Genomic DNA, 15,193 nt, shown 5'->3' on the forward strand with positions numbered 1-15,193 from the left:
GCGCCTCTGCACGCGGGGCAACGGAGCCCCACTTGCCGACGAACCCGAGGAGGTTCAGATGTCATCGTCCCGGAAGTTGATCGGAACCCTCGCCGCAGTCACGTGCCTGCTCGTTCCATGGGCGACCGCCGCGCATGGTGCCCCGGATGCCGGACCCCAAGTGGAGGTGGCCGCCGCTGTTCCGGACACCATCCCGCTCACCATCACCAACAACTCGGATCGCGGAGATCAGGTTTTCCTCTACGTCCTCGGTGAGCGCAACGGCGACATGGGATATGCGGATACTTCCGGCACGTTCCACCCCTGGCCCGACGCGGGTGCCGTCCCCGAGCCGGCGCCGGACGCCTCCATCCCCGGCCCCGCCCAGGGACAGTCGACGACGATCCAGATGCCGAAGCTCTCCGGCCGCGTCTACTTCAGCTACGGCACCAAGATGACGTTCCAGATCGTCCTGGACGGGCGCCTGGTGCAGCCGGCCGTGCAGAACCCGAACGACCCCAACCGGGACATCATGTTCAGCTGGACCGAGTACACGCTGAACGACTCAGGGCTCTGGATCAACAGCACCCAGGTCGACTTCTTCTCCGCGCCCTACCAGACGGGTCTGCGGACGTCGAACGGCGAGATCCTCCACACCGGGATGCTGAAGCCTGACGGCTTCTCCAACGTCGTGTCCGCCCTCGACTCCACTCCCGGCTGGAACGGCCTGAAGCAGACGGCCCCCGATGGCTCGGTCCTCCGCGTGCTGTCGCCAGGTCACGGGATCGGTACCGGTCAGATCTCTCCCGACGTGATCACCCCGTACGTCGACGAAGTGTGGGAGCGCTACCGGTCCAGGACGATGACGGTCGTCCCCTACGGCTTCGCGCCGGACACCAGGTTCTACGGGACCGTCTCGGGCGACACCATGACGTTCACCGCCGGCGGGGGCGGCTTCGTGACCAGCTTCAACAAGCCGTCCGCCGAGTCGATCTTCGGCTGTGCGGGCGACCTGTTCGCGCCGAACGACGACGTCGGTGCCATCGCACGCACACTGTGTGCCGGGTTCCACCGCTCGACCCTGCTCCTCGGCGATGTGCACCCAGGTCCGTCGTCGGACACGTTCTACCAGGACGGGCGGACGAACTACTACGGGAAGTACATCCACGAGCAGATGGCCGACGGCAAGGCGTACGCCTTCGCCTTCGACGACGTCGAGAACCAGGAGTCCCTCGTCCACGACGGCAACCCGACCGAAGCGTTCATGCAGCTCGATCCCTTCGCCGGCGCGGCCACGCCGATCGGTGGCGACGGGGACGGCGGGGACGACGACACGCCGCCCGACACCTCCCTGCCGGAAGGAACCGGGCCGGTGCTCGCCGACAACGGCATGTGCATGGACGTGCCGTGGGCAGATCCGTCGGACGGCAACCCGATCCAGATCGTGCACTGCAGCGGAAACGCCGCGCAGACCTGGACCCGCTCCGGCGGCACGATCTCCGCGCTCGGGAAGTGCCTGGACGTCTCCGGCGGGGGAACCGCCGACGGAACGGTGGTCCAGCTGTGGACCTGCAACGGCACCGGCGCGCAGGAGTGGACGTACGACGCGGCCGCTCAGCACCTCGTGAACCCGCAGTCGGGCAAGTGCCTCGCCGTCATCGACGGCGCGTTGCAGGACGGCCAGAAGCTCGAGATCCGCACCTGCGGCAGTGGCGCGGAGCAGTCCTGGACCTTCGGCTCCGCCTGAGGTCATTCGGTCGTGGCGGGGCCTGGCTGCCTGGTGCCGGGTCCTGCCACGTGCTACGGCGGGGCCGCAGATCCGTTCCGACTGGTCGTTGCCGACGGGAATGTGGGATTGTGGATCGCACGAGGACCGGAGAGGTCGGTCCGTCGTTTCTGACCACGGAGGAACTCGTGAAGAAGCTGCTCGTCCTGATCCTGGCTGCTGGCGCGGGATACGTCCTGTGGCGCAAGCTCAACGAGGACGCCGAGGGGCGGGACCTCTGGTCCGAGGTCACCGACACCGTCGAGTAGTATGTGCGGGGCGCCGATCAGGCGCCTCGTTCGGGGCCATGGCGCAATTGGTAGCGCACCTGCTTTGCAAGCAGGGGGTTAGGGGTTCGAGTCCCCTTGGCTCCACCACCTCCCACCAGGCACGATACCGAATCGGCCCGGTGGGATTCGTCGTCTCGGGGCCGAGATCCTGACGAACGTCCTGACTACGCCGCTTCATCGTCGCCGCCCTCCCCGTCGTCGTCCAGGTCGCCGAACACGTCGTCCATAACCGTCGCGCCGGTCTCCAGGACCGGCCGGAGTTCGTGACGGTAGACCAGCTCGGTCACGGCGGTTCCGGAGTGCCCCATGAGCCGCGAGATTTCCTCGATGGGCAGCCCGTGGCGGGACAGGATCGAGACGAACGACGGCCGCAGCTCGCGAGTGACCCAGTCCTCCGAGACGATGCCCGGCACCAGGCGAAGAGCATCCCGGAACATCCGCAGAACGTTGTGCGCGTCCTGCACCGTGCCGACCTCGGACGGGAAGACGAGGTTTGCTTCCTTCCACCGATCCCCCGCACGACGCCGGGCCTCGTCCTGGTCGTCACGGTGCTTGCAGAGCACCGTCGCGGCGTACCCCGAGATGCCCAGTGTCCGTCGGGACTTGGGCGTCTTGGTGTCTCCGCCGATCCGGTCCGCTCGCCACACCTCGATGTGGGGAGGCTGCCCGCCGACCGTGTCAAGCTGAACTCGATCCCAGGTCAGCACGCGCTGCTCTTCGACGCGGGCCCCGGTCAGCAGGCCGACCACGATGTACGCGTGCATCTTGTGATCCCTCGTGTTCGCTAGGACTGCTGAAGCCTGCTCCAGGGTGAGCGACTTCGAGCGCCGACCATCGCGCCCCTTGGGAGCCACGCACAGGTCCACCACATTCCGCTCCGCGAGGCCGCGCTTGATTGCGCGGTCGATGGACCGCTTGAGCACCGAGCGCACCTGCTTGAGTGACGACGTCGAGAGCTTGGGCGCGAGTGACTCAAGCCAGTCATCGACTTCGTCATGCCGCAGGTCAGCGAGCTTCCTCTTGCCGAGATGTGGCTCAATGTGGTTGAGGTAGTTGTCCTCGTTGCCCTCCTTCGTCTTCGGACCGACGTCACCACGGCCGTGGTCGAGCCAGTCCTTGCAGACTTGTGCAACGGTCACCCGCCGGGAGTCCGCCAGCAGACCGGCCTCGTACTCGCGGATCTTCTCCTTGAGTGAGTTGCTGGCCGCCGTCCGCGTTTTGCCCGTACCGGTCTTCACGATCCGCTTGCCGTTGTCGGCCCGGTAACCCACGGTCTTCTCAGCGATCCACAGGTTCTTGGACGCCTGCCAGCGCAGGCCGCCTTCACCACGTGCCCGGCGCGGCTTCTCGTTCCCGCTCACGCCGCCGCCTCCAGACCGTCCGCGTACTCGACGACGGCCGCTACCGGCACGAGGCGACGAGCGCCAACCTTGACCGTGCGGAGTGCCCCGCAGCGGATCAGGTCATACACCGTGCGCCGCGACAGGCTCAGAGCCCGGGCGGCATCCTCGACCCGGTACAGCACCGGGACGACGTTCGCGGCCGTGGCCTTGTTCGTGTTGTTCTTGCTGGTCATGTCCTCATCCCTTCACCGCTGGTCAGTCATCGAGACGTGCGCTGTTCGGCCTGCCATTGGGCGTATTCCCGGGCGCGTGCGGCTGCGGCGTCGGCGAGGGCTTTGTCGCCTGGTGAGCCCCATCCGGCGGCGCGGAAGGTCCATGCACCGACGACGAGGGTGGTTTCTTCGTCCTCATCGGCCAGTAGCCGCCGTTCCAGGTCTGCGACGTCCAGGGGCACGCCGCGGCGGTCGGCGTCGGCCTTGAGGCGGGCGTACCTGGCGCGGGCGGTGCGCAGCTTGCCGAGGGTGACGGAGTAGGCGCGCGACTTGGAGGAGAAGTGCCCGCGGAAGCCGAGCATGCGAGCCCACTTGGCCAGCAGCCGGTAGGGCGAGTCGGCACACGTGCCGCACCAGCAGCCCTCATCGTCGTCCGGGTCGGGCCCGTCCAGGGTGCGGCAGGCCGTGGTCGCCCGTTCGGCCAGGTAGCGCGCCGTCTGAGCCATGCGCACCAGGTGGGGGCGGGGTGCGGCGGGGTCGATGCCGGTTGACTTGGTGGAGTACTTCGCCAGGTACCCGGCGACCTGCTCAGGGCTCAGCTTCCCGCCGTAGTCGTTGGTGTCCGGTAGGCCAGTGCGCACGGTCCGCACGACTTGCTGTTCCCCGAAGGACAGCAGGCGCGGCACGTCTGCACCATCGACCGGAGGTGCCTCGAAGGAGACGGTCGTGATGGCGTGTTCGACGGCGGCTTTGAGCGTTTCCCCGTCCAGCGGTGCCGGGTTCCCGGCGTCGGCCAGGCGGGCGCCGAGGTCGGCGGCGTTGGGTCCGTCGAGGCGGATGAGGGCGTGGAAGTGGACCAGGCCGCGTGCCTGGAATTCGGCGACCTTGGCGAACTCGAGCGCGGCATGGTCGCGCAGCTTCGACTCTGCGACGCCGAGGACGGAGGCGAGGTGTCGGCGCAGGGTGATGGTGAAGCGGCGCCACAGTTCGGGGGCCCACCACTGCCAGATGACGGCGGTGTTCCAGTCGTAGCAGTCGAAGCACAGCGGCTCCCCGAGGTTCTTGTCCTCGGGGGTGTGCTTGCGCCAGCAGGAGACCGGACGGCCGTGCTTGCAGTACTTGGCCCGTCCCCGGGGCAGGCACGGCAAGGGTGTGCCGTTCTTCTTGGTGCGGATGCCGTGCACGTGGCCGACGCCGGGCGCGGTGAGGGTGGCGAACACCAGCGGGTTCGCGGTCACGGTCTCGGGCACGGTCTTGCCGCCCACTGCACCGGCGCGGATCATCTCGAAGGTGTCGCGGGCGTAGACGCGCGAGCAGGCGGGGCACACGTCAGCGCGCCGGTTCCCACACGCCCGGTACAGCTCCCCCAACGGCGCATCCGCAGACCGGTACTCCGACAGCACCTCACCGGTAGCCCGGTCGATCGTCATCGAGGACCCGGCCAGGCGGACCGGGTGGGAGCAGTAGCCGACCGCCGCCGCGACATCCGCGAACGACGACGCGGTGCGGTTACGGAGTCGACCGATGAGGGAGCCAACTTCCGCGTCGGTCAGGTTCCCCAGGTCCAGGGGCGTATCCTCCCCGAACCCAGGGAACCCGGACCGACCCGGAGCGAGGTCGAGCCCGTTCACGCCGCCACCCCGGCAACCGCGTCGGACGTGTCGAGGGTGACATCGACGAGGAGTTCATCGAGGGGCAGGGTGTCCTGGACGGGCTCACCGAGCGGACCGGCGAGGACGACGGGGTCGAGGTGGCCGCGTTCCCGCCCGGCCCAGAACCCCGCCGACTCGCGACGGGCGTCCACGGCGCAGGCCAGCCGCACCGGGCAGGAGGCGCACACTCGGGCCATGGCGGCGACCTCAGCCGCCGAGGCGTCGCCAGGCTCGGCGATCCATGGCAGGAGCCGTTCGGGGCCCGAGGTGCAGGAGCCGTGGCGCATCCATTCCGGCAGCGGAGCACGGGTGGGCAGGGTGACGGTCATGCTTCGGCCCCCACGACGTCCAGGCCCGGCAGGGTCGCCTGCCGCACCGGCGAGACGCGGCGAGCCACCGCACGCACCGGGCGAGCAGCCCGATCCGGAGTAGCCGGAGCAGGAACCGGCGACGCCGAGGCAGCCGCAACCGGTGCCGAAGCGGCCTCCGGGACAGGAACGGGGGCGGGTTCGGGCTCCGCGTCGACGTCGACGCCGGCCGGTTCGATCGCGGCCGGCATCGGACCGGGGTCGAGGCCGAGGGCGGGTGCCGACTCTGCGACAGCGGCCGAGGCCGGCGCGGGCGCGTCGGCGACCACGAGGGAGGCCAGCGCGTGCGTGGAGGTGAGCACGGACAGCGGCGCGAGGGACACCAGGACCACGCCCACCAGGACCTTCACCCACGGCGGGGCGTCATAGGCGTGTGCGGCGTTCGCGCCGACGCTGACCACGGTAAACCCGAACATCAGCAGCCACGCCCAGGCCGAGGAGCGTCCCCGTGCTCGCAGCACGAGCGCCACCAGGCCGTAGACGAGCACCGAGGCATCGATGACCACGGGCACGAGGAAGGCGAGTGGTTCGGGCACCCTGCCCCACAGTGCCGCGTCCCGTAGCGAGGCGAACGACAGCGCGAACGAGGCCAGGGCGACCGCGACCGTGAGGGCGACGGTGAAGGCCAGGACGGGCCGGGAGTCGGCCGCGATGCGGGCCATGGGCCCGGCAGCAGTGCGGTTCATGAGTTCGTCTCCTTCGGGGCCGGCACGATCGCGACGGGCGCGACTGTGGTGGCGTTGTCGGTCTCGACGGCGGCAGCCTTCGCGGCCTCGCGGTCGCGGGTGGACTTGCGCGGGGAGCGCCTGCGACGCAGCGCGCCGTCGTCGAGGCCAAGGCCGTCCAGTGGGTTGCCCCATGGGTTGGGGGCAGGGTTCGCAGGGGCGAGGTCGGCGAGGTCGGGTGCCGGGTACAGGGCGGCGACGTGGCGTACGAGGTCGTCGGGCCAGTAGTCGAACCGGACCATGGACACGGTGCCGTCGTCGTCGTTGACCGTGTATGCGGTGCCTGGGGCGTCGCGGGAGATGAGGTCTGCCGGGGCGGTGCGGGCCCGGGAGCCGAGGACCATGTCTGTCTCTGCGTCGGAGTCCAGGCGTAGTGCGATGCGTTGGGTCCACAGGTTGCGGGTGCCGCCCAGGGCTTCCTGGCGGGGGTTTTGCACGCAGCCGACCGCGACGACGCCGAGGGCGCGGCCCTGGGTCAGGATGATGGACAGCAGCCGTTCGGCTTCGCGCTTCACCTCGAAGTCGGAGTAGGCGAGCAGGTCGGCCAGTTCGTCGATGATCAGCACGTGCAGCGGGTCACCGGGGGTGGGTTGGTGGAGGCGGGAGATGCCGCGCATGGCCGTGCCGCGTTCCTCGATCACCGCCACCAGCGCCCGCAGCACCGCGATAGCGCGGGCGTGGGTGTAGGCGGTGGCGTGGAAGAGCTGTTCGCCCATGGCGGCTTCGACGCCTTTCTTCATGTCGATGGCCCACACCTGCACCAGTCGCGCTGTGATGGCCGGGGCGAGGCCGCCGACCACGGACCAGAACACCGAGCCCTTACCCGCGCCCGAGGCGCCGACGACGAGGGTGTGCCTGCCCCGGATACGCAGGTCGAAGCGCGCGCCGTCGAGGCGGACCCCGGCGGGGACGCCGTCGATGGTCACAGCGGCCGGGACGACCGCAGTCCGGGCGGCGGTCAGGGCATTGGTCAGGAACAGGCGCAGCACCACGCGGGCGGGCCCGTCAGGGCGGACCTCGAAGGAGTGCGCCCCGTAGGCAGTCGCGACCGCGTTGGCGGCATCCAGGACGGTGCGAGTGGTCTGCCCGGTCAGGACCGGGACCCGCACGTTCACCACCCCGAGCGCCGTCGTCGTCTTGATCTTGGGGGCGGTGCGGGTGCCGTCGCGGTTGAGGACCGCCAGGCCGCACTTGTCCGCGACCTCCGGCCATTCCCGGCGCACCCACGCGGCAAGGCCCCGCCGGAACGTCCAGGCGTCGAATCGCAGGTATAGGCGCGGGGCGAGGGCGGCGAAGGTGGCGCGGGCGAGGCCCGGGATCAGGCCGAGACCGGTCACGGCCAGCGCGGCGACGAGGCGGTCACCCGCAGGGGCACCGGCCCAGCCTGCGACCAGCCACGAGCACACCCCGGCCAGCAGCCACGCCGCCACGCGCACCCGGCGGCGGACCCGCAACCGGCGGGTTGTGCGCCCCCGGCCCCAGCACCAGCGACCCAGAGCCCGCGACGCCGCAGCGAGGCGACGCCACACGAACCGGGCCACCGGACGAACCGGACGCGCCAGCATTCGGCCGGCACGTGCCGCCCAGATGTAAAGCGTGAGCACCACGGCCGCCAAGCCGAACCCGGCAGCCTGCACGAACGCCCACACGGACTTGATCGCGAGCCAGGCCCACGGGCCCGAGGTAGCGGGGACCGCAGGGGCGGGCGGAGCCGCCGAAACCGCTGCCGTAGCAGCAGTGCCAGCAGACTCCGACCCCGCACCAGGGGTCACCGGATCGGTGACCGTCATCGCCGCTCACCCCCCGCCGGGTGCTCGTCTTCGGCGCGGTCGCGGATCTTGGCGGCCTCGTCGTACAGGTCGTCGACCTGTGCCAGCAGCCGCGTGGCCCGGTCACACACCTGGCCCACCTGGTCAGGAGCCCAGTCCCGATAGGACACGACCCCAGCCAACGCCTCACCCGCGCCCTCCAGGCAGCGCACCACCAGGCCCGGCGTCGCGCGTCGCTTGGTCTCCTCACTCCGATACGCCAGCGCCCACACCATCACCGCTCACCCCCGTCCCGTTCGGCGTGCAGCCGCTCGTTCAGGTCGTCCCACATGTCCTGCAGCCGGTGCCTCGTCGCGGTCAGGTGCTCGACCGCGGACTGGTGTGCCCGGGTGTACGGGCGCAGGTCCTCGACCATGTTCTCCGCACGGCCCACACCGCCCAGGGCACCCTCCACCAAGCCCAACGCCTGCTCCAGCGCCTCGACCGTGCGCTCGTGCACCTCACGCGCCGTCGTCTCGCGGGCCATCACCGCTCACCCCCGCCCCGACGCGCCTCGTCCTCCAGCCGGTCCAGCACCTTGCCCGCGAGCGTGTACAGCACGTCCACGGTGGTGCGGGCGTGCAGCACCCCGTCGCGCAGGTCCCGGAACTCCTTGACCTCGGCGGCCTCCATCGCGTCCTTGGCCGTGGCCAGCGCCTCCGAGGCGACCTCCAGCGCACGCACCGCCTCAGCGGCCGCCTCGTTCACGTCCTGCTTGCGTCCCAGTCCGAACATCAGTCCTATCCCTTCCACACGGTCTGCTTGTCGTTCTCGATGTCGTCGTAGAGGCGATTGACCCGCCCGTACAGGTCGTTGGCCTCGTCGTACAGCGCGCCACCGCGACGCCGGAGGTCGTCGTTGGAAGCGATGTACGCCTCCGTGGCCGCCTGCATCACCCGAGCCAGCCCCACCGCGCCCACGCGCAGGTTCTCCAGCACCCGAGCCCGCGTTGCCCGCGTCGCCTCCTGCCCGTCGTCCCGGCCCATCAGTCCTGCCCCTTCCCGCCGTCACCGGCGTCGTTGTAGCCGTTGTGGTTGCGGTGTTCGCGGTCGAAGGCCGCGCGGCGGTCGGCCTCGGTGCGGTCGTCGAACCACGACCCGTCGTAGCCCTCGCCGTACATGCGCCCTGGGGTACCCGGGGGCACGATGCGCACCACCGGCGGCTCAGCAGCACGCGCAGTCTCGGCAGCCTCGGAGGTAGCCCGCGCCAGCTCGCTCACCTCACGAGCCAGCCGCTCCGCCTCCGCCTGAGAGCCCGGCAGGTCGACCACGCCGAAGCAGTCCCGCGCCCGCCCGAGGGTCCCGGCCGCCTGATCGAGCAGACCGGCCGCCACCGCGAGCGTGTCCGCGCGCGTCATGCCGTCACCGCCCTTGCGGCAGAGACCTCGCGGGCCGGGGCCACCGGCCAGGCGCGCACCGGACGGGCCTCGATCTCGGCACAGATCACCGACACGTCCAGCCCCTGCCACGGGCTCCCGCGCCAGGAAACGAACCCGTCGGAACCCTCGTCGGCCGCGAAGTCGGTCACGAGGTCCAGCCGCAGCAGATGCGAGAGCGTCTCCGCGTCGCGCTGACTGGTCACCTTCAGCGAGACACTGAACCTCGACTCATGCGGCGACAGGGCCACGTAGCTCACCCGCCCGCCGACCAGGCCCGCCAGATACGACGCGGCCTGAAACATGTCCCCCGAGGGAGCCGAGACCGAAACCCCGGCCACCCCCGAGGCGATCGCGTCCGCGCCCGGCATCAGGAAGCCGCCCCGGCGTCCGGGCGGGCGGGCGTGGCCTCGTTGGCCTTGCCCGGCGCGCAGATGTCCTCCGCCCGGTACGACCACGCGATACGCGGCCGGGTGCCGTTGTCGTCCACGTACGGCATCGCCGTCAGGCCCACGAACTCGATGAACCGGACCGCGATCTTGCCGAGCCCCGGGATCGTGACCTCCACCGGGGCCGGGGGCACCGGCTGGTGCGGCGCGGCGATCTTGACCGCCACACCCGTGTCGCGCTTGCTCGCCTCCTCGTCCATGTCCGAGACCACGACCTGCCACAGCGGCAGCCCCGTGTCCTTGTCGATCTGCTGAGGACGCGACCCGTCCTCACGCGCCGGAGCGTTGAAGTCGCTGACTGGCTCAACCGAGCCCTTCATCTGCGCACCCGCTGGGAACACCATCGAGTGCTCCACCGCGAACCTCCGCTGCATCGCCATCTCTAGCACCTCCGTGTTGAGGGGCCTAAACTCTGCCCTCGCGTAGCACCTCTTCGAGTTGAGGGGCCTAAACACGACCGCACGCCCCTCTACCGGTTCCGTCAAGGGGTCTAAACTCGGGAGGGTGAGTAGCGACGAGTTCGAGCACGTCAGGGCGGAGGAAGATCCCATCCGCCAGGCCCGGCGCGCCACTGAGCTGTTGCAGACCTATTCGCAGCGATCACACGAGCTGGCCCGCCTTCGCAAGGCGGCGATCGACCGCGCCCATGATCAACTCGGCATGACGTACACCGAGGTTGCTTCGAAGGTCGGCATCAGCAAGGGGCGCATCACGCAGCTACGCAAGGGCGCGCCACCAGCCGAACGCGCGTTCTTCGGCGTCGGGCCGGTCACTGTCGCGTTTCCGATTCGGAAGAACGGCGACCGCGCGCTTGGCGTCGTAGCAATCGAGGACGACACGGCGACCAAGAACATGAGCGGCATCCTCGAATCGCTCAGCCTGGCCGTCGACACGTACCCGATCCCGCCAAGCGGGGATTGGGAACCGCCCGCCGACGCCGTAGCAATCTGCGGGCCGAAGTCGTCGCACATCACAGCACAAGCGGTCCGGAACGACCCATTCCTCTCGTTCGAGCCGGACGAGGTCGGACGCTGGGTCATCACCGACCGCAAGACCGGTGACGTCTTCGTTTCGCCATCCGACGCCGGAGACCCCACACGTGAGATCGCATACGTCGCGCGGCTACGGCGCAATCGCCGGATCATTCTCATCATCGCAGGCGTGCACGCCCTCGGCTCTGTCGGGGCAGTCGAGTACTTGCGCCGCAACCTGCCCGACCTGTACGTGGCCGTTGGAGACGGGCCGTTCTCCCTCGTCGTCACGAGCGCGTTCGACGGTATGACCGTCACCGAGACCTCTGCACTCTGGGGACCGAAGGCCCACCCATGACGATTCTCGCGGCGACTCTTGCCGGTGATTCCAACAACCAAGACCGCTACGTCATCGGCCGCGATTTCGCCGCCGTACTGGACGGCGCGACATCGGTCGCCAGCGACCGTTCACACGATCCCGGTTGGTTCGCAGAACAGATCGCTCACGCCCTCGCCGAAACCCTCACCGCCGGAGCTCCGACCGCCGACGCCGTCGCCCAGGCGATCGAGACGACCCGAGACGTTCACGGCCTCACCACCGAGACGGCACCAACCAGCACGGTGACGGTCGCACGGTGGACGCCCCACATCGTGGAGACCTATGTCCTCGGTGACAGCCCGGCCGTCGTCCTGCACCGCGATGGAACCGAAACCATTCACGAGGACCACCGCCTAGCCAATGTCGCCACCGCCGAACGGACCGCCTACCGATCCCGCCTCGCGGCCGGCCACGGCTACGACGACACGCACCACGCGACGCTAATCGGCCTCCAGGCCGTGCAAGCCCGACGCCGCAACGAGCCCGGCGGGTACTGGATCGCCGGAACCGTGCCCGACGCGGCCCACCACGGCCTCATCAGCACCACGAGCCGAACCGATATAGAGGCGATCATTCTCGCCTCAGACGGCGTCGCCCTGGACCGGCACCCCACCGCGACCCGATGGCGCAGCCTCTACGACGACGCCATCGAACACAGCCCGGAGCAGGTTCTACGACGCATCCACTACGCCGAGAACAGCGACCCCAATGGCCGCCGCTGGCCCCGAGCAAAGCCCCATGACGACAAGACCATCGTCATAGCGAGCCTCGCGCGAAGCTGATACCTCAGTCGTCGAGCATCGCCGCGATACCCGCTTGACTCCGTGGGCATCGCCGCCATACTGGTGAAGTGGAATACGTGGTGGGGCGTACGGCACGCAAACGGTCCAAGAGCTTCGACTGGTCACTCGTGGAAGCGGTGATGGAGCAGCATGACCCTCTCCGCCATGAGAAGGACGGCCGGACCTGGCTCGCCTGGCTGGGCGATGACGGACAGGGGGGCCAGTGGGAAGTCTTCGGGCAGCTCGCCGACGACGACCCGGACCTCCTGATCGTGACCCACGTCCGGCGGTTCGAGCAGACGTTCACCGAGGAAGGATGACCGCGATGACCAAGTACACGCGCCGGGAGATCAGCCCCGGCATCCCCGACGAGCGCGACTACCAGACCGGCATCACCGACGAAGAGATCGAGGCCGCCCACGCCGAGATCTCCCAGCGGCTCCAGAACCTGCACCGAGGCGGCTACTCCCTGTCCGGCGAAGGCGAGCACTCACCCCGCGTCTCGGTCACCCTGCCCCGAGACGTTCACGACAGCGTCGAGGCCCACGCCGCCGCCGCAGGCATGTCCGTCTCCAAGTACCTGCGCCGCCTCATCATCGAGCACGAGCACGCCGCCTGACCGTCCCGGCCGGGATCCCGTGAGAACTTTCCTTACTGACTCAAGGCGCGGCTTCGCCGCGCGGCCGGTCTCCGGCCGGGACCCCGCGAGGCGGGGCCCCGCGCTCCGGGCGCTCCGCGCCCTGCGCGCACCCCACCACGCACCCCAGCCGAGACCGGCCCGAGCACGACGAAGGCGACCCCGAGATCCGAGGTCGCCTTCACTTCTCCTGTGGTTCAAGCCTCCGGCGGGCACCAACCGAACACCAGAGGGTCAGGGAAACGCCCGTGGTGCCCCTGTCCCTCCGTCATCCGACGGCTTCACCGGGACCCTGACACCGAACCTGCCGGCACCGCAACCCGTCCCGCCACGTTCCCCGTGAAACCGACCTCGGGCATGATGGGCGGGACGGGTTGCGGTACCGGCAGAACCGATGTCCGAGACGCGCCCCGCGCCGCCGGACGCCGGAGGGACAGGGACCCCACGAAGGGGAAGTTCGGCGAGGGCCGAGTCACAAACCCGCGCAGAGGCTCCTGCCGGAATCCTGACGAACATCCTGACAAAGCCAGCGGCCAGCCACGCCACGAGCTGCACGACTATGCACAGTCCGCGCCGTTCCGGCGCGCTCGAACGCCTGTCCGAATCGCTTTGCAAGCAGGGGGTTAGGGGTTCGAGTCCCCTTGGCTCCACCTGGGTGAAGGCCGTTGATCCGCTGGTCAGCGGTCTTTTGCGTTCCTCGCGAGGCATCGACGAAAAGAGCGATGCGATGAGGATGACACGGTTGCGGCACCCGTGGTTGCCCGTCGAGCAACAGCGCAAGCCCCTGCCGCATCCGAGCGGCCCGCCGCGGCAGTCCAGGGCCGGGGACAGGAAGCGCTGGACGACGAACGGAGCTGAGCCTCCGTGGCGCGCGCTTCTGACTCAGGAAGACATCGCTGCGCGCTCGGCCGCACCTTGGAGAACGCAGAACTCATTGCCTTCCGGGTCGGCGAGGACGACCCAGCCGCCGCCGTCCGGTCCGCGGTGATCGGCCACTTGGGTGGCTCCGAGGTTCGTCAGCCGCTCGATCTCTTCTTCGCGGGTGGTCTCCGGACGGAGGCACATGTGAAGCCGGTTCTTGATGGTCTTGGGTTCCGGCACCTGGTTGAAGAAGAGGACCGGGCCGCCGGGCAGCATCACTTCGGTCTCGTGATCGCCGGGTTGGTCCTCTGGATGCATCGCGGCGTCGAACACGTGACTCCAGAACCGAGCGAGCTCGTAGGCGTTCGCGCTGTCGATCGCCACGTTCTGCAACATCGAGGCCATGAGTGAGAGCGTGCTCGACGCCCCCCAGGGCCGCAACCAGAATTCGGCCCTCCTGAACGACGATCAGGGGTCTTCCTGTCCGCCGCGCACGGGAACGATGCCCGCCCTCGGTGTTGGTGCCGGTCACGACGGCGACCCGGCCGGCGTCGTTCTCGTCGATCCTCACGTAGCTCTGGCACGATGAGCGGGGCCGGTCGGTCTACCGGCGGACAGGCGCGAGATGCGAGGTAGAGCATGGGCGGACGTGTCGTCGTGGTGGGCTCGGCCAACGTCGATGTGGTCGTCGAGGTCCCCCATCACCCGCGTGGGGGCGAGACCGTGCTCGGCGGCGACCTCCGGCGGACACCCGGAGGCAAGGGCGCGAACCAGGCCGTGGCCGCGGCGCGGGCCGGCGGAGCGGACACGACGTTCGTCGGCGCCCTCGGGCAGGACGACGCCGCGGAGCTGCTGCTGTCCTCCCTCGAGCGGGCCGGGGTCCGTACCGACCTCGTGGAGCGGGTCGACGCGGCCACCGGCGCCGCGCTGATCACCGTCGCGCCCGACGGCGGAAACGCGATCGCCGTGGCACCGGGAGCCAACTCGCATGTGCGCATCGACACGGCACGGTCCGCTCGCATCACGGAGGCGGCGGTCGTGCTGCTCCAGCTCGAGATCCCTCTCGACGCCGTCCGATCCGCCGTCGCCGCGACACGGCCGGACGCGCTGGTGGTGCTGAACGCGGCGCCGTCGCGCCGGCTGCCGGACGACGTCTGGTTCCGGATCGACATCCTCGTCGTCAACGAGACCGAGGCCGCCGACCTGACGGACGACCTGGCCGCCGAACGGACAGGGCGCACCGACCGGGACGCGACGGCGCTCGCGACGGCGTTGCTCGTCCACGTGCCCGCCGTCGTGATCACGCTCGGCGGTGCCGGGAGCCTGGTCGCGGAACGTGGGAGCACCCCGGTGATGATCCCCGCGTTCCCGGTCCGCGTCGTCGACACGACGGGCGCCGGTGACACCTACTGCGGAGTACTTGCCGCGGCACTCTCGCGGGGCGCGTCCCTGCACGTCGCCGCCGGGCTCGCGGCCGCGGCCGGGGCTCTCACCGTCACGCGGCCGGGAGCACAGGACGCGATCCCGACGGCTGCCGAGGTCGCGGCCCTCGCCGTCGAGCAGGTCGGCTGACGCGTCACCGCGCACCGCGGTCTCG

21 protein-coding genes and 1 tRNA gene are annotated in these 15,193 nt (G+C 69.8%); 8 read left to right on the forward strand and 14 right to left on the reverse strand.

The genetic code is table 11. The features are described from left to right. Positions 1 to 58 precede the first annotated feature (58 nt). The 3 genes from ACYVK5_RS01000 to ACYVK5_RS01010 all read left to right on the forward strand — a co-directional run bounded on the left by ACYVK5_RS01000 (position 59) and on the right by ACYVK5_RS01010 (position 2,121). Positions 59 to 1,726: a beta-1,3-glucanase family protein gene (locus ACYVK5_RS01000; protein WP_460701426.1), complete on the forward strand. Its 1,668-nt coding sequence runs from the start codon at positions 59 to 61 to the stop codon at positions 1,724 to 1,726. A gap of 110 nt (positions 1,727 to 1,836) precedes the next feature. Then, on the forward strand, positions 1,837 to 2,013 hold the full coding sequence (locus ACYVK5_RS01005; RefSeq protein ID WP_460701427.1) for a DLW-39 family protein: 177 nt from the start codon (positions 1,837 to 1,839) through the stop codon (positions 2,011 to 2,013). Between the two features lie 32 nt (positions 2,014 to 2,045). Further along, a tRNA-Ala gene (locus ACYVK5_RS01010) sits at positions 2,046 to 2,121 on the forward strand. Positions 2,122 to 2,198: 77 nt separating this feature from the next. Here ACYVK5_RS01010 and ACYVK5_RS01015 read toward each other — a convergent pair. Genes ACYVK5_RS01015 through ACYVK5_RS01075 form a run of 13 tightly spaced genes read right to left on the reverse strand, consistent with a single transcriptional unit; the run spans position 2,199 to position 10,346 of the window. Next, positions 2,199 to 3,395 (reverse strand): site-specific integrase, encoded by a 1,197-nt coding sequence (locus ACYVK5_RS01015; protein ID WP_460701428.1) that lies wholly within the window; start codon positions 3,393 to 3,395, stop codon positions 2,199 to 2,201. Continuing rightward, positions 3,392 to 3,610: a helix-turn-helix domain-containing protein gene (locus ACYVK5_RS01020; protein WP_460701429.1), complete on the reverse strand. Its 219-nt coding sequence runs from the start codon at positions 3,608 to 3,610 to the stop codon at positions 3,392 to 3,394. Before ACYVK5_RS01020 ends, ACYVK5_RS01015 begins: the two co-directional genes overlap by 4 nt. A gap of 26 nt (positions 3,611 to 3,636) precedes the next feature. Beyond that, positions 3,637 to 5,220, reverse strand: a complete 1,584-nt coding sequence (locus ACYVK5_RS01025; protein ID WP_460701430.1) for a replication initiator — start codon at positions 5,218 to 5,220, stop codon at positions 3,637 to 3,639. After that, positions 5,217 to 5,570 (reverse strand): WhiB family transcriptional regulator, encoded by a 354-nt coding sequence (locus ACYVK5_RS01030; RefSeq protein WP_460701431.1) that lies wholly within the window; start codon positions 5,568 to 5,570, stop codon positions 5,217 to 5,219. The genes ACYVK5_RS01025 and ACYVK5_RS01030 overlap by 4 nt, the downstream gene beginning before the upstream one ends. Then, positions 5,567 to 6,295: a DUF2637 domain-containing protein gene (locus tag ACYVK5_RS01035; RefSeq protein ID WP_460701432.1), complete on the reverse strand. Its 729-nt coding sequence runs from the start codon at positions 6,293 to 6,295 to the stop codon at positions 5,567 to 5,569. The genes ACYVK5_RS01030 and ACYVK5_RS01035 overlap by 4 nt, the downstream gene beginning before the upstream one ends. Continuing rightward, positions 6,292 to 8,124: an FtsK/SpoIIIE domain-containing protein gene (locus tag ACYVK5_RS01040; RefSeq protein ID WP_460701433.1), complete on the reverse strand. Its 1,833-nt coding sequence runs from the start codon at positions 8,122 to 8,124 to the stop codon at positions 6,292 to 6,294. The genes ACYVK5_RS01035 and ACYVK5_RS01040 overlap by 4 nt, the downstream gene beginning before the upstream one ends. After that, entirely contained in the window at positions 8,121 to 8,378 is a 258-nt protein-coding gene (locus ACYVK5_RS01045; protein ID WP_460701434.1) for a hypothetical protein, read from the reverse strand. Before ACYVK5_RS01045 ends, ACYVK5_RS01040 begins: the two co-directional genes overlap by 4 nt. Then, on the reverse strand, positions 8,378 to 8,629 hold the full coding sequence (locus tag ACYVK5_RS01050; RefSeq protein WP_460701435.1) for a hypothetical protein: 252 nt from the start codon (positions 8,627 to 8,629) through the stop codon (positions 8,378 to 8,380). The genes ACYVK5_RS01045 and ACYVK5_RS01050 overlap by 1 nt, the downstream gene beginning before the upstream one ends. Continuing rightward, the gene (locus ACYVK5_RS01055) at positions 8,629 to 8,877 is read right to left on the reverse strand and encodes a hypothetical protein (RefSeq protein WP_460701436.1); all 249 of its coding nucleotides are present in this window, start codon (positions 8,875 to 8,877) and stop codon (positions 8,629 to 8,631) included. Before ACYVK5_RS01055 ends, ACYVK5_RS01050 begins: the two co-directional genes overlap by 1 nt. A gap of 5 nt (positions 8,878 to 8,882) precedes the next feature. Continuing rightward, the gene (locus ACYVK5_RS01060) at positions 8,883 to 9,128 is read right to left on the reverse strand and encodes a hypothetical protein (protein ID WP_460701437.1); all 246 of its coding nucleotides are present in this window, start codon (positions 9,126 to 9,128) and stop codon (positions 8,883 to 8,885) included. Continuing rightward, on the reverse strand, positions 9,128 to 9,499 hold the full coding sequence (locus ACYVK5_RS01065) for a hypothetical protein (RefSeq protein WP_460701438.1): 372 nt from the start codon (positions 9,497 to 9,499) through the stop codon (positions 9,128 to 9,130). Before ACYVK5_RS01065 ends, ACYVK5_RS01060 begins: the two co-directional genes overlap by 1 nt. Next, positions 9,496 to 9,888, reverse strand: coding sequence for a hypothetical protein (locus ACYVK5_RS01070; protein WP_460701439.1), 393 nt, complete (start codon positions 9,886 to 9,888; stop codon positions 9,496 to 9,498). Before ACYVK5_RS01070 ends, ACYVK5_RS01065 begins: the two co-directional genes overlap by 4 nt. Then, on the reverse strand, positions 9,888 to 10,346 hold the full coding sequence (locus ACYVK5_RS01075; protein ID WP_460701440.1) for a plasmid replication, integration and excision activator: 459 nt from the start codon (positions 10,344 to 10,346) through the stop codon (positions 9,888 to 9,890). Before ACYVK5_RS01075 ends, ACYVK5_RS01070 begins: the two co-directional genes overlap by 1 nt. A gap of 124 nt (positions 10,347 to 10,470) precedes the next feature. On the opposite strand from ACYVK5_RS01075, the gene ACYVK5_RS01080 reads away from it, so the two are divergent. The 4 genes from ACYVK5_RS01080 (at position 10,471) to ACYVK5_RS01095 (ending at position 12,717) form a co-directional block, all read left to right on the forward strand. After that, positions 10,471 to 11,295 carry a helix-turn-helix domain-containing protein gene (locus ACYVK5_RS01080; protein ID WP_460701441.1) on the forward strand — a complete coding sequence of 275 codons (825 nt, stop codon included), beginning with the start codon at positions 10,471 to 10,473 and terminating at the stop codon, positions 11,293 to 11,295. Beyond that, entirely contained in the window at positions 11,292 to 12,098 is an 807-nt protein-coding gene (locus ACYVK5_RS01085) for a PP2C family serine/threonine-protein phosphatase (protein WP_460701442.1), read from the forward strand. The genes ACYVK5_RS01080 and ACYVK5_RS01085 overlap by 4 nt, the downstream gene beginning before the upstream one ends. Positions 12,099 to 12,238: 140 nt before the next feature. Further along, complete coding sequence (locus ACYVK5_RS01090) at positions 12,239 to 12,418, forward strand: hypothetical protein (protein WP_460701443.1); 180 nt, start codon at positions 12,239 to 12,241, stop codon at positions 12,416 to 12,418. 5 nt (positions 12,419 to 12,423) lie between these two features. Beyond that, positions 12,424 to 12,717, forward strand: a complete 294-nt coding sequence (locus tag ACYVK5_RS01095) for a ribbon-helix-helix protein, CopG family (protein WP_460701444.1) — start codon at positions 12,424 to 12,426, stop codon at positions 12,715 to 12,717. Between the two features lie 900 nt (positions 12,718 to 13,617). On the opposite strand, the gene ACYVK5_RS01100 is transcribed toward ACYVK5_RS01095, so the two are convergent. After that, a complete protein-coding gene (locus tag ACYVK5_RS01100) occupies positions 13,618 to 14,001 on the reverse strand; it encodes a VOC family protein (RefSeq protein WP_460701445.1) in 384 nt (127 codons plus the stop codon). Positions 14,002 to 14,235: 234 nt separating this feature from the next. Here ACYVK5_RS01100 and ACYVK5_RS01105 point away from each other — a divergent pair, with 234 nt between their 5' ends. Next, complete coding sequence (locus ACYVK5_RS01105; protein WP_460701446.1) at positions 14,236 to 15,168, forward strand: ribokinase; 933 nt, start codon at positions 14,236 to 14,238, stop codon at positions 15,166 to 15,168. Positions 15,169 to 15,193 lie beyond the last annotated feature (25 nt).

The organism is Myceligenerans halotolerans (assembly GCF_054782975.1).